Consider the following 15,444-nt stretch of genomic DNA (forward strand, 5'->3'; position numbering starts at 1 on the left):
TCGGTACAATGGGTGCAACATTTGCTGAAGCATACATAAAATTCGCTGGTATCATTACAATCGCAAGCCCTAGTGTTTTTGTTAACCAAGTTTTATTTTTCATCGTATACTCTCCATTTCTATTGTCTACACCAAAATTATCGTATATATTTTCGATTATACGCCCTACACCTAAAATAATCAAGCATCAAATTATTCCATGCCAAATCGTCTTTCACTTCATTGTTGTGTCTACTCGTCTCCAACACAGGAAATTCCGCGTAATTAAATTTTATTCTCATTCCATTAAAATAATTTATCGACAACATCATTTTTACTTTCGATATGGCATTCTCAAATCTGCAATATAATTTTTCATAAAGTGAATCTTATATATACTCGACGGCATCAGCGTCATATCTTCTAGCGTCAAATCTTCATATGCAAAATTTTCGCTATCCAACGACTTATACGGTATAAAATTTGCTTCTTTCACATGTGATCCTAACTCTGATGTCATATCGTTTTCGATTTCTCCATCTTTCATTCTAAACATAACATGACGATTAACCTTTTCTGCTATCGATGCCAAATCGTCTTTTACTTCATTGTTGTGTATACTCGTCTCCAACACAGGAAATTCCGCATAATTAAAAATTATTCCCATTCCATTAAAATAGTTTATCGATACCAACTGCGACTCAAATTCGGGAAACTCAACCATCGCAGCTGCCGCTCGTTGCGCCAACATTCCGCCTCTCGAATGTCCTGTGACGTAAACATTTTTTCCTTCCCAATCCAATGTTCTATAAAGTTCTTTTATCGCATTCTCGGCCCAAATTCCTCCAGGATCTATACCATACGGATAAGTCACCATATTGTTATACCAATCGCCTTTTCCCAACGGCGTATTTATCGCACTTCCCACAGACCCCCTAAACGCAATCACGATGTTATCTGCCAGCTCAAAAACAGCATATGTAAATCCACCAAACTTGGCATCTTCTGTATCATCAGTTCTTTCAGTAAAATAATCCACTACTCTCCAATCAGCCAGCTCTTCCACAGAAGCATAACCCATTCTGGCATTAATCGCCGCCACTTCCATATCCGACAACGCCGCCAACGTGTTGTCCTCTACCAACACAGCTTTCCCCGCTTGCCCTTCCTCCAACAATAACTCATTCTTTTCTATAGCAACCTCAGCCAGTAATAATATATCTGCTCTTATTTGTTCTAACTCTGCCGAAGTAACTGTATCCTCCACAGCTTCACCTACAAGCAACGCCTCTTCCTCTGGATTAGCAACCTCCACATCCCATGTATCCGCGACCTTTTTCTTCACAATACCGAAAGTCTCTGTAACCAACTTTCCCCCTGTTATCAATGTATCTTCGGCAACATTCAATACATTTTTTAACACCTCATTTTTCTCTCCCGATACAGTTTCCGATGTCGCCGACGCTACAGTTTTTTCTGCCGATACAGTTTCCGATGCCGCAGCTTTTCCTGCCGATACAGTTTCCGATGTCACAGTTTTTCCTGCCGATACAGTTTCCGATGCATCAGCTTTCTCTCCCGATACCGTTTCCGATGCATCAGCTTTTTCCGCCGATACAGTTTCCGATGTCGCCGACGCTACAGTTTTTTCTGCCGATACAGTTTCCGATGCATCAGTTTTCTCTACCGATACAGTTTCCGATGCATCAGCTTTTTCCGCCGATACAGTTTCCGATGTCGCCGACGCTACAGGTTTTTCTGCCGATACAGTTTCCGATGCATCAGCTTTTCCTGCCGATACAGTTTCCGATGTATCAGCTTTTTCCGCCGATACAGTTTCCGATGTCGCAGCTTTTTCTCCCGATACAGTTTCCGATGCATCAGTTTTCTCTCCCGATACAGTTTCCGATGCATCAGTTTTTTCTGCCGATACAGTTTCCGGTGCCGCCGACGCTACAGTTTTTTCTGCCGATACAGTTTCCGATGTCGCAACTTTTTCTACCGATACAGTTTCCGATGCATCAGTTTTTTCTGCCGATACAGTTTCCGATGCATCAGCTTTTTCCGCCGATACAGTTTCCGATGCATCAGTTTTCTCTCCCGATACAGTTTCCGATGTCGCCGACGCTACAGTTTTTTCTGCCGATGTAGTTTCAGATGCATCAGCTTTTTCCGCCGATACAGTTTCCGATGCATCAGCTTTTTCCGCCGATATAGTTTCCGATGCATCAGTTTTCTCTACCGATACAGTTTCCGATGCCACAGTTTTTTCTGCCGATACAGTTTCCGATGCATCAGTTTTCTCTCCCGATACAGTTTCCGATGTCGCAGCTTTTCCTGCCGATACAGTTTCCGATGTCGCAGTTTTTTCTGCCGATACAGTTTCCGATGCATCAGTTTTCTCTCCCGATACAGGTTCCGATGTCGCAGCTTTTTCCGCCGATACAGTTTCCGATGTCACAGCTTTTTCCGCCGATACAGTTTCCGATGCCGCGGCTTTTTCTACCGATACAGTTTCCGATGTCGCAGCTTTTCCTGCCGATGTAGTTTCAGATGTCGCAGCTTTTCCTGCCGATACAGTTTCCGATGCATCAGTTTTTTCTGCCGATACAGTTTCCGATGCATCAGCTTTTTCCGCCGATACAGTTTCCGATGCATCAGTTTTTCCTGCCGATACAGTTTCCGATGTCGCAGTTTTCTCTCCCGATACAGTTTCCGATGCATCAGTTTTTTCTACCGATACAGTTTCCGATGTCGCAGCTTTTCCTGCCGATACAGTTTCCGATGCATCAGCTTTTTCCGCCGATACAGTTTCCGATGCATCAGCTTTTTCTGCCGATACAGTTTCCGATGCATCAGTTTTTTCTGCCGATACAGTTTCCGATGTCGCCGACGCTACAGCTTTTTCCGCCGATACAGTTTCCGATGTCGCAGCTTTTCCTGCCGATACAGTTTCTGATGCATCAGCTTTTTCCGCCGATACAGTTTCCGATGCATCAGCTTTTTCCGCCGATACAGTTTCCGATGCATCAGCTTTTTCCGCCGATACAGTTTCCGATGCATCAGTTTTCTCTCCCGATACAGTTTCCGATGCTTCCGAGACCACAGTTTTTTCTCCAACTTCAGTTTCCGATGCATCAGGTTTTTCCGCCGATACAGTTTCCGATGTCCCCGACGCTACAGCTTTCTCTCCCGATACAGTTTCCGATGTCACAGCTTTTTCCGCCGATACAGTTTCCGATGCATCAGCTTTTTCCACCGAAACAGTTTCCGATGTCGCAGCTTTTTCTCCATTTTCTGCCGATGTAGTTTCAGATGCATCAGTTTTTTCTCCCGATACAGTTTCCGATGCCTCAGCTTTTTCTCCCGATTCAGTCTCCGATGTCACAGCTTTTTCTCCCGATACAGTTTCCGATGCATCAGGTTTTTCTGCCGATACAGTTTCCGATGCATCAGTTTTCTCTCCCGATACAGTTTCCGATGCATCAGTTTTCTCTCCCGATACAGTTTCCGATGCATCAGTTTTTTCCGCCGATACAGTTTCCGATGCATCAGTTTTTTCTGCCGATACAGTTTCCGATGTCGCAGCTTTTTCCGCCGATACAGTTTCCGATGTCACAGCTTTTTCCGCCGATACAGTTTCCGATGTCGCCGACGCTACAGTTTTTTCTGCCGATACAGTTTCCGATGCATCAGCTTTTTCCGCCGATACAGTTTCCGATGCATCAGTTTTTTCTCCCGATACAGTTTCCGATGCATCAGTTTTTTCCGCCGATACAGTTTCCGATGCATCAGCTTTTTCCGCCGATACAGTTTCCGATGTCGCAGCTTTTTCTACCGATACAGTTTCCGATGTCACAGCTTTTTCCGCCGATACAGTTTCCGATGTCGCAGCTTTTCCTGCCGATACAGTTTCCGATGTCGCAGCTTTTCCTGCCGATGTAGTTTCAGATGTCGCAGCTTTTCCTGCCGATACAGTTTCCGATGCATCAGCTTTTTCTCCAGCTTCAGTTTCCGATGCATCAGGTTTTTCCGCCGATACAGTTTCCGATGCATCAGCTTTTTCCGCCGATACAGTTTCCGATGCATCAGTTTTTTCTGCCGATACAATTTCCGATGCATCAGCTTTTCCTGCCGATACAGTTTCCGATGTCGCCGACGCTACAGCTTTTTCCGCCGATACAGTTTCAGATGCATCAGCTTTTTCCGCCGATACAGTTTCCGATGCATCAGCTTTTTCCGCCGATACAGTTTCCGATGCATCAGTTTTCTCTCCCGATGTAGTTTCCGATGCATCAGTTTTCTCTCCCGATACAGTTTCCGATGCATCAGGTTTTTCTGCCGATGTAGTTTCAGATGTCGCCGACGCTACAGTTTTTTCTGCCGATACAGTTTCCGATGTCACAGCTTTTTCCGCCGATACAGTTTCCGATGCATCAGCTTTTCCTGCCGATACAGTTTCCGATGTCGCAGCTTTTTCTGCCGATACAGTTTCCGATGCATCAGCTTTTCCTGCCGATACAGTTTCCGATGCATCAGCTTTTTCCGCCGATACAGTTTCCGATGCATCAGCTTTTCCTGCCGATACAGTTTCCGATGCATCAGTTTTCTCTCCCGATACAGTTTCCGATGTCGCCGACGCTACAGTTTTTTCTGCCGATACAGTTTCCGATGTCGCAACTTTTTCTACCGATACAGTTTCCGATGCATCAGCTTTTTCCGCCGATACAGTTTCCGATGCATCAGTTTTTTCTCCCGATACAGTTTCAGATGTCGCCGTTTTTTCTTCAGGTACAATATTCAATATCGCGGCTTTTTCTACAGGTATAATATTCAATGTCGTGGTTTTTTCTACAGGTACAATATTCGATGTCGCGGCTTTTTCTACAGATGCAATTACTGGCAACCTCTCCCTTCCATGATCTAACGTCGCTGTAGCATCAATAATTGAAAATATACTATTTACGCTCGCCAAACTTGTTACTAATTCCGTTTCTTCTTGATTGGCTATATTTATTGTATGATTTTGTTTTTCGTTTGCCGAATTTTTTGGCTCCTCATTTACCGCGAGTACGATATCATTTTCTATTGCACTGATTTTAATTGGTACCTCATTATCATTATTGTTTGCCGCAATCCGATTTAGCCCCCTGGAATAGACGATCTGTGAAAACATCGCCAAATCTCTTATACTAACATCCCATATTAGCGGCCGTGGATCCTCTGCGTCACCTATTCCATCCCCATCAGTATCCATCATCGTGGCCCATGCGGCCATTCTATCTGCTATCTCTAGGTTGATTCTTTTCATGTACTTAGTAACATCTTCGGCATTTGCATTCAGTTCAATATAGTATCCATCGATTATTTCATCTGTTACAGTCTCTAACTCTCGAGTCGTTATATTTAAGTAATACAAATTGTCTATTTTGAGATCTATTTTGTCTAGCCCAATCACATTTCTCAGTTCAAATTTAACACCTGTATACCCAGGTAACCCTTCTACTAACCACTGATAATCCTCCGCATCAGCCACAACCAAGTTCTCTAATTTATTAACACTACCTACAGCGGCAACATATGCCATCTCTTTCAAAAATTTTTCTTTACCATCCATTACACCATCAAAATCTGTATCAATTAGAGTAGGATCCAATTTGTATCTTATTTCTGCTTTATCGGATACACCGTCGCCATCAGTATCTGCATTCGTTGGAGATGTTCCCAAAATAATTTCTTCATGATCCCATAATCCGTCATGATCAGAATCCGCATATATTAATTGTGTTCCAATTCCCAGCTCCTCCATATTTGACAAACCATCACCGTCTTTATCATCTGCAGAGTTGGGTGTAAATTTATCAGTTCCCCAGTAATCTTCATATTTATCAGAAATTCCATCATTATCAGAATCAAAGTTAATATCATTCATTCTTGTTGTTGATGAACTAATAATAAGCATCACCACTATTAAACAAGCCACAACCTTTCTAATATTCATAGCTAAACCCTCCTATTCAATGTCTACAATTTCGTTTTTTTGGGGTTGTCGAATTCTCAATATGGCAAGTTACTCTATGATATTTTGCTTATTATCCTATGACACAATCTTTAATATAATCTTCCAAAGTTTGATTTACCTCAAATCAGCTCCAAATATTTAGTCGAATCATATAATGTTAAGGGCATAGACTGCATTATCTGAGAATTTTCACCCGGAATTAAATTTATTTTATATGTATCTAACGTACTGTTATTTAAATCATTTGTTTGCGAAGAGAACTTCACCTCTTTAGTTGCAATAATAAATACCACATTTATCCAAAATAATTGATTTTTCATACAATGCTTTCCTTTCTTATCTTAATTTCATTAATTTTAACAACCTTAATTTTAACAATCTTTACTTTTCTATAACTGTTATATATTTGGTATGTTTTTTTTAACTATAATGCCAATTCAGAAATTTTGATTCTTTTATCCATAAAGCGTATAACTATTGCATGTACATTATACTCATTTAGGCTCAAAACAGTTACTCAATCTTACCTTCAATTTGTTTTTCTAAATTAGCATTATAATAAACAACTTATATCGATTTTTTGTATGCAGCTATACAGCATATCTCCAAAATAAACGGGATYCCCGCATATGCTATACTTATTCGACCATCGTTTAGTAAAATATATCCCACTCCTATAAACGTTAATATAGCAAACAATATACTCAATACCAACAATGCTATTTTCATTACTTTTCTCCATCCATTTGCTTTTTTTAAAAATAAAAAAAGCCAGCTACAATGATCATAGCTGGCCTTTATATTCTGAAAACCAAATACAACGAAGAAAAGAATATACTACACAAAACCCATTTTAAATTAGGTCAAACCCTCGAACCATTAGTATTGGTCAGCTCGAATGTTACCACTCTTACACCTCCAACCTATCTACCTTGTAATCTGCAAGGGGTCTTACTTCTTACGAATGGGAAATCTTATCTTGAGGTCTGTTTCACGCTTAGATGCCTTCAGCGTTTATCATATCCAGACTTGGCTACTCTGCTATAGACTTGGTAGTCTAACAGATGCACCAGCGGTCCGTCCAACCCGGTCCTCTCGTACTAAGGTCAGCTCCTCTCAAATTTCCTACGCCCACGACGGATAGGGACCGAACTGTCTCACGACGTTCTGAACCCAGCTCGCGTACCGCTTTAATGGGCGAACAGCCCAACCCTTGGAACCTGCTACAGCTCCAGGATGCGATGAGCCGACATCGAGGTGCCAAACCTCCCCGTCGATGTGAACTCTTGGGGGAGATAAGCCTGTTATCCCCGGGGTAGCTTTTATCCGTTGAGCGATGGCAATCCCACTTTCATACCACCGGATCACTAAGTCCTACTTTCGTACCTGCTTCATCCGTCGATGTCACAGTCAAGCAACCTTATGCCTTTGCACTCTTCGAATGGTTTCCGACCATTCTGAGGTTACCTTTGAGCGCCTCCGTTACTCTTTCGGAGGCGACCGCCCCAGTCAAACTGTCCACCTGACATTGTCCCAAATCCGGATAACGGACTATGGTTAGAAGTTAAGTATTACAAGAGAGGTATCCCAACGTTGGCTCCATCAATACTGGCGTACTGACTTCACTGCCTCCCTCCTATCCTGTACATGTAACACCCAACCTCAGTATCAAGTTACAGTAAAGCTCCACGGGGTCTTTCCGTCCTGTCGCGGGTAACCAGCATCTTCACTGGTACTACAACTTCACCGGGCGTGCTGTCGAGACAGTACCCAAATCATTACGCCTTTCGTGCGGGTCAGAACTTACCTGACAAGGAATTTCGCTACCTTAGGACCGTTATAGTTACGGCCGCCGTTTACTGGGGCTTAAGTTCAAAGCTTCGGATTACTCCTAACCTCTCCCCTTAACCTTCCAGCACCGGGCAGGCGTCAGCCCCTATACTTCATCTTTCGATTTAGCAGAGACCTGTGTTTTTGCTAAACAGTTGCTTGGGCCTATTCTCTGCGGCCAGTATTTCTACTGGCACCCCTTATCCCTAAGTTACGGGGTCATTTTGCCGAGTTCCTTAACAACACTTCTCCCGTCGGCCTTAGGATTCTCTCCTCATCTACCTGTGTCGGTTTGCGGTACGGGTACCTATAATGCAATAGCAGCTTTTCTTGGCAGCTCTTTCAGAATCTTCCCTACTTAAATTTCGGTCCGTATCACAACTTGCTTTGCTCTTCCGGTTTTTCCTAGAAGACCGCTTGTTGCTTACACACGCATTCCCATTTCGTGCAATTCTTATTTCTCTGCGTCCCTGCAGTTCTGATTATAGGTAGTACTGGAATTTCCACCAGTTGTCCATCGACTACGACTTTCGTCCTTGCCTTAGGTCCCGACTTACCCAGGGCAGATCAGCTTTACCCTGGAAACCTTAGATATTCGGCCTATAAGATTCTCACTTATATCTCGCTACTCATTCCGGCATTCTCTCTCTAAACCACTCCATAGCTTCTTTCGATACTACTTCATCGCTGTTTAGATGCTCCTCTACCAATCAATAAATTGATTCCATAGCTTCGGTGGTGTGTTTTAGCCCCGGACATTTTCGGCGCAAGATCTCTCGACTAGTGAGCTATTACGCACTCTTTGAATGAGTGGCTGCTTCTAAGCCAACATCCTAGTTGTCTTCGAAATCTCACATCCTTTTCCACTTAACACACACTTTGGGACCTTAGCTGTTGGTCTGGGCTCTTTCCCTTTTGACTATGAATCTTATCACACATAGTCTGACTGCTTAAAATATCTTTCTGGCATTCTTAGTTTGATATTCTTCGGTAAGGCTCTCGCCCCCCTAGGAAATTCAGTGCTTTACCTCCAGTAGACTTTTTAAACGCTAGCCCTAAAGCTATTTCGAGGAGAACCAGCTATCTCTGGGTTCGATTGGAATTTCTCCGCTATCCACATGTCATCTCCGCATTTTTCAACATACGTGAGTTCGGTCCTCCATTACCTTTTACGGTAACTTCAACCTGCACATGGATAGGTCACCCAGTTTCGGGTCTATTCGCAGTGACTTTGTTCGCCCTATTAAGACTTGGTTTCCCTTCGGCTTCATACATTAGTGTATTTAACCTTGCCACTACAAATAACTCGCCGGACCGTTCTACAAAAAGTACGCAGTCGCACTGTAAATAGTGCTTCCACTGCTTGTAAACATAGAGTTTCAGGTTCTTTTTCACTCCCCTCCCGGGGTTCTTTTCACCTTTCCTTCACAGTACTATTCGCTATCGGTCACCGAGGAGTATTTAGGCTTATGGGGTGGTCCCCACGTGTTCCCACAAGGTTTCTCGTGTCTCGTGGTACTCTGGATCCTGCTAGGTGTAGGTCTATTTCGTCAACAGGGCTTTCACCTTCTTTGGCTTGCTTTCCCAAAACAATTAAACTATAGACTTTGTTCCATGTCGCAGTCCGAACCCTCAATTACAAGTAATTGAGTTTGGCCTGTTTCCCGTTCGCTCGCCACTACTTAGGAAATCGATTTTTCTTTCTCCTCCTGTTGGTACTTAGATGTTTCAGTTCCCAACGTTCCCTTTATATGGCTATGAATTTACCATATAACAACTGAGGTTTACTCAGCTAGGTTTCCCCATTCGGACATCTCGGGTTATAGCGTTTGTTTGCAACTTACCCAAGCTTTTCGCAGCTTACCACGTCCTTCATCGGCTCTCGGTGCCAAGGCATCCACTCTACGCTCTTAGTAGCTTGACCTATATTTTGGTCTTTGTGTCTTTTCTTGACTAAAGAATTTGTTAAAGAATAAATAGGTTTTTCTATTCAATCTTTTTTCGGTTTTGTTGTAGATTATTTCTAATCTTCGTTATATTCAGTTTTCAAAATACAAAATTTCTTAAATGCTAACATCCGTGGTTTGTACCAACTGGGCTGCCCCGCATCTGTTTGTAATAATACAGTATGTTTCTGCGTATGTCAACCCTTTTTATCATTTTTTTCCCATTAATGCACTTATTTTCCCAAAAAATCCGTTGTTATTACTCGTTTTATAGCAGTTTTAAAATTTTTATATGCTATTAAAGATAAGTACGCCCTCTCCCCTACACGCACTTATCTTTATATTTTGTTTAACTCTTAACACTCACACGGTGTTCCATAGTAACAAGATTTCAAAATTAAAACCATTTCTTCTTTATTTGGTGTTCTCGGACTCGATCCCGTACACGCATCTTCTATTGCATTGATGGCAATTTCATCTACCTTTGCCAAAAACTCTTTTTCCGAAACCATCCCGTTTCCATAATCTTTTATACAACTTGGTATCGACAAATACGTATTACAATCATTTATCGACTTTATCAATGCATCTATCAATTCATCCGCAGTATCACCTTTTAAKCCCACGTATYTTGCTATTTCAACATATCGATTCGCAGCTCTCTCGTCTTTTGCGTTAAATCGTATCACCTGTGGAAGATACATAGCGTTTGCACATCCATGAGGTATATGTCCTTTTTCAAATGCCGCGCCTGTTTTATGCGCTATAGAGTGTACGATCCCCAAAAGCGCATTCGAGAACGCCATCCCCGCCATACATTGCGCATAGTGAACCTTCTCCTTTGCAACTGAATCGCCATCAAAAGACTTATACAAATATTCATATACCATTTTTATAGCTTTTAATGCCAACGGATCTGTAAAATCATTTGCAGCTGTCGAAACATACGCCTCTATAGCATGGGTCAAAGCATCCATTCCAGTATGTGCAACAAGCATTTGAGGCATTGTATCTGCAATATTGGCATCCACTATGGCAATATCTGGCGTAATGTTATAATCTGCCAATGGATATTTAATTCCAGTTGCGTAATCAGTAATTACAGAAAACGCMGTCACTTCAGTCGCTGTTCCCGAAGTCGAAGGAATTGCCACGAAAATTGCCTTACTTCTAAGTGTYGGAATAGTAAACGGATCTTTTATATCATCAAACTTCAATTCCGGATGTTCATAAAACACCCACATAGCTTTGGCTGCATCTATAGGCGAACCACCACCAATCGATACAATTACATCAGGCTTAAACTTTTCCATCGCTTTTGCGCCTTTTAAAACTGTTTCTACAGAAGGRTCTGGCTCCACATTTTCTATAAGCTCAACTTCCATTCCTGCTTCTTCTAAATACTTTACAGTTTGATCCAAAAASCCAAATCTTTTCATCGAGCCGCCGCCAACTACAACCACTGCYCTAGATCCCTTAATATTTTTTAGTTCCTCAAGACTTCCACGTCCAAAATAAATATCTCTTGGTAATGTAAACCTTGCCATTTAAACCACCTCATTAATATCGAATTTTGCAATACTTCAAAATTGTATATTATTTTTATGCAAAATGAAAGTCCCCCTATCTAAGTTTTTTTTCGTTTCTACCTTATAATAGTTCAGTAATTTTTGTCGTCGAAAATTTAAAGAATTACTCATATTAGCCGATATCATTTACATAAACTATTCTAGGCAAAAGTTGGATTAAATTTTTTTTGTCATACCTTTTTAATATTTACACAATAGGCTATCTACACAAAAGCAATTTTTATTCAATGATTACATATAATATTCAATCACATAAAAACTTTTGAAAGGGGGACGCTACTATCTTTTTGGTAGCATACTTACTATGACTCTACAAAAACGATTATTAGCTATTTTATTAACAACATCCATCATTATTATTAGTCCCATTTATGCACAAACACCATCATTGCCTACAGTGGGCTCTTCATTAATAGAATCTGCTAATGATGGTCTAAAAATTACTTCGCCAAAAGCTCTCGATTCCAATTCCTCTCTGCAAATAGGGCTCAATCCATACTCTTTTCACGCACAATCAGGATACTATAGAGTAGATATAGACCAGTTTCCTTCTTTGGAAGATTTTGTCAAAACCAAAATAGAYCCCACTATCTCCAACGATATATACATCATTTATGACTCCGATCCACATAACTCAAATTCTGGAGATCGAGAATTTATTACCCACCTAAACAACTCAGGCCCTGTCACATACACTCTCCAACCTCTCGAAGATGATTGGGGTAAACGCAATAATGGCAAATATTCTTTTACAATTACTAGAACTGAAAATGATCACACTCTCGTCTCCGAACCTCTCACATTAAACATATTATTTTCAAAATTTGAAGCGGTATTAGGCAACGAAATTTCTAGTAACAAAGAACTTCACGATGTCCCCGAAAATATAAATTTCAGTGAGCTTATTTATTCCGTTATTGCTAAACATAATGACGGTGTAGATAATAATAAGCAGATTCAAATATTATACGATGGCAACACAACTGATGGTATCACTCATACTGTCCAAAATTTTGCTACATTAGGTGAATTCAACTATCGCTTTACCGTTGATTTATTATCTGACTATTGGGGGCATAACGGTGACTATTTATTTAACATTTCCAACAACGATCTAAAGATGGAGGTAACTTTGCCTCTAACTTTTGGCAGACCTATCATGTATGCAGATGAAATTGGCTCCGCCGTTGTTTACCCCACCGCAACAGACGATTTTAACAACTCAACCCATGTAAAACGTTTGTTTAGCTCTATACTGACCGACACATATGGAACAGAAAATAAAGTTGCACTAGAATATGGCGACAGTGAATCCACTAGCGCACTTGTCACTCCCGAAGATTTTCTATACGACGATACTTACACTGCCAAAATGAGACCTCTAAACAACAATGAGTATCAGTTCATAATCTCCAAAACAACGCCTATAGAAACTCTTACTATTGCCATACGCGTATATGCGGATTTTCGAAATCTTTCTTCAACTGTTACACAGCCAGATATCCCTTTAGAAGTCGAAAATAATCTGTCTGCTCAGGATGTTCTTCAAGCTTGCATGGACGCCAACATTATCTCTCTTTCATACAACAACATTCCTGTTACTTCTTTAGAAAACTATACTGTATCTGCTATAACTTCTAGTAACACCGCTTCAACCGTATCTGGCGCTGCAGGCAAAGAGCTCTCCCTTGCTTTTGAGATTACTCACAACCGATCATTCGCTACCACGATCTCTCCTACGATCTCTGTCGCAATAGCACCAATCGATACATCCAAGTTGAGCCTCCAAATATCCAATGCGTTATTTCTATTAAATAGCAATACGATCAGCGCAGATGGTAGCGACCTCACTCCTTCACAAAGTTGGGTGACGCCAGACGAGTATGCTGCCCTCTCCGCTCAAATCGAAAAGGCTCAGTTAGTCGCACAAACTCTTACATCCACCGCAGAAGAAGTAAGCGCCCACGAAGCTGCCCTCCTCCTCGCCGCAAATACTTTTACTTCTGCACAACAACCTGGCACATATACAGAATATATCGATACCTCTGAGTTATCTGCTGAAATTTCGCATGCTCTCACTGTCATAGATACCGTAACTGTATCCGACGATATCGCTAGCAATGTTGCACTCGGCACTGTCTTTGTATCATCCAGCGATATCCAGCAACTCAACGAACTCATTTTCGCCGCACAAGCACAAGTCGTCTCTCCTACTAATAACAACACCGTAATCCAAACCCTAAAAAATCTCCAGACCGCATTGATCGACTTCATTCTTAATATAGATGTCGGGACCCAGGAGCTCCAAACTAACGAGAGCCTTGCTCATACGCATCCAATCATAATTGCCGATCTCGATACCTCCGTTACAACTATCGCTGCCGATGCTCCAGTCGCTGTTGCTGATCTCGATACCTCCGTTGAAAATATCGCTGCCGATGCTTCAGTCGCTGTTGCCGATCTCGATACCTCAGTTACAACTATCGATTCCGATGCTTCAGTCGCTGTTGCCGATCTTGATCACTCAGTTACAACTATCGATTCCGATGCTCCAGTCGCTGTTGCCGATCTTGATCACTCCGTTACAACTATCGATTCCGATGCTTCAGTCGCTGTTGCCGATCTTGATCACTCAGCTACAACTATCGATTCCGATGCTCCAGTCGCTGTTGCCGATCTCGATAATTCGGTTACAACTATCGCTGCCGATGCTTCAGTCGCTGTTGCCGATCTTGATCACTCAGTTACAACTATCGATTCCGATACTTCAGTCGCTGTTGCCGATCTCGATAATTCGGTTACAACTATCGCTGCCGATGCTTCAGTCGCTGTTGCCGATCTTGATCACTCAGTTACAACTATCGATTCCGATACTTCAGTCGCTGTTGCCGATCTTGATCACTCAGTTACAACTATCGATTCCGATGCTCCAGTCGCTGTTGCCGATTTCGATCACTCGGTTACAACTATCGATTCCGATGCTTCAGTCGCTGTTGCCGATCTCGATCACTCAGTTACAACTATCGATTCCGATGCTTCAGTCGCTGTTGCCGATCTCGATAATTCGGTTACAACTATCGATTCCGATGCTTCAGTCGCTGTTGCCGATCTCGATCACTCGGTTACAACTATCGATTCCGATGCTCCAGTCGCTGTTGCCGATCTTGATCACTCAGTTACAACTATCGATTCCGATGCTCCAGTCGCTGTTGCTGATCTCGATACCTCAGTTACAACTATCGATTCCGATGCTCCAGTCGCTGTTGCCGATCTCGATACCTCAGTTACAACTATCGCTGCCGATGCTCCAGTCGCTGTTGCCGATCTCGATAATTCGGTTACAACTATCGATTCCGATGCTCCAGTCGCTGTTGCCGATCTCGATACCTCAGTTACAACTATCGATTCCGATGCTCCAGTCGCTGTTGCCGATCTCGATAATTCGGTTACAACTATCGATTCCGATGCTTCAGTCGCTGTTGCCGATCTCGATACCTCAGTTACAACTATCGATGCCGATGCTTCAGTCGCTGTTGCCGATCTTGATCACTCAGTTACAACTATCGATTCCGATGCTTCAGTCGCTGTTGCCGATCTCGATACCTCAGTTACAACTATCGATTCCGATGCTCCAGTCGCTGTTGCCGATCTCGATCACTCAGTTACAACTATCGCTGCCGATGTTTCACTCGCTGTTGCCGATCTCGATACCTCAGTTACAACTATCGATTCCGATGCTTCAGTCGCTGTTGCCGATCTCGATACCTCAGTTACAACTATCGATTCCGATGCTCCAGTCGCTGTTGCCGATCTCGATCACTCGGTTACAACTATCGATTCCGATGCTCCAGTCGCTGTTGCCGACCTCGATCACTCAGTTACAACTATCGATTCCGATGCACTAGTTATTATTACCAATCTCGATGCTACAATTGATACTGATTTTAATGCACATACTATGACCACTGAAGCCATTCTTGATTCAGCAGCAGCAGCTAACGTAGATTCTGATGTCTCAACTGATGTCAATTCTGATATCACGGCTGATACAGATTCTGATGTCGCGGCTGATACAGAT

The 15,444-nt window shown here is 42.3% G+C and carries 5 protein-coding genes and 1 rRNA gene; 1 reads left to right on the forward strand and 5 read right to left on the reverse strand.

The features are described from left to right. Positions 1-313: 313 nt before the first annotated feature. The 5 genes from EPU_RS10300 to EPU_RS10320 form a co-directional block, all read right to left on the reverse strand. Entirely contained in the window at positions 314-5,980 is a 5,667-nt protein-coding gene (locus EPU_RS10300; protein ID WP_010169103.1) for an Mbeg1-like protein, read from the reverse strand. Between the two features lie 140 nt (positions 5,981-6,120). Further along, the gene (locus EPU_RS10305; RefSeq protein ID WP_010169105.1) at positions 6,121-6,321 is read right to left on the reverse strand and encodes a hypothetical protein; all 201 of its coding nucleotides are present in this window, start codon (positions 6,319-6,321) and stop codon (positions 6,121-6,123) included. Between the two features lie 247 nt (positions 6,322-6,568). Continuing rightward, a complete protein-coding gene (locus EPU_RS14005; RefSeq protein WP_010169106.1) occupies positions 6,569-6,730 on the reverse strand; it encodes a hypothetical protein in 162 nt (53 codons plus the stop codon). A 130-nt stretch (positions 6,731-6,860) separates the two neighbouring features. After that, a 23S ribosomal RNA gene (locus tag EPU_RS10315) occupies positions 6,861-9,755 on the reverse strand. A gap of 378 nt (positions 9,756-10,133) precedes the next feature. Further along, positions 10,134-11,324 carry an iron-containing alcohol dehydrogenase gene (locus tag EPU_RS10320; RefSeq protein WP_029488370.1) on the reverse strand — a complete coding sequence of 397 codons (1,191 nt, stop codon included), beginning with the start codon at positions 11,322-11,324 and terminating at the stop codon, positions 10,134-10,136. A gap of 346 nt (positions 11,325-11,670) precedes the next feature. Here EPU_RS10320 and EPU_RS12900 point away from each other — a divergent pair. After that, positions 11,671-15,444 (forward strand): hypothetical protein (locus EPU_RS12900; protein ID WP_156778439.1); only part of this gene is annotated, 3,774 nt, incomplete at its 3' end.

This window comes from Candidatus Epulonipiscium viviparus (assembly GCF_000171335.1).
GTDB lineage: Bacteria > Bacillota > Clostridia > Lachnospirales > Cellulosilyticaceae > Epulonipiscioides > Epulonipiscioides viviparus.

What these genes read in the sequence shown, in the direction of transcription:
- EPU_RS10300 (WP_010169103.1), bottom strand. Translation starts at nt 5,980, where the DNA reads ATGAATATTAGAAAGGTTGTGGCTTGTTTAATAGTGGTGATGCTTATT.
- EPU_RS10305 (WP_010169105.1), bottom strand. Translation starts at nt 6,321, where the DNA reads ATGAAAAATCAATTATTTTGGATAAATGTGGTATTTATTATTGCAACT.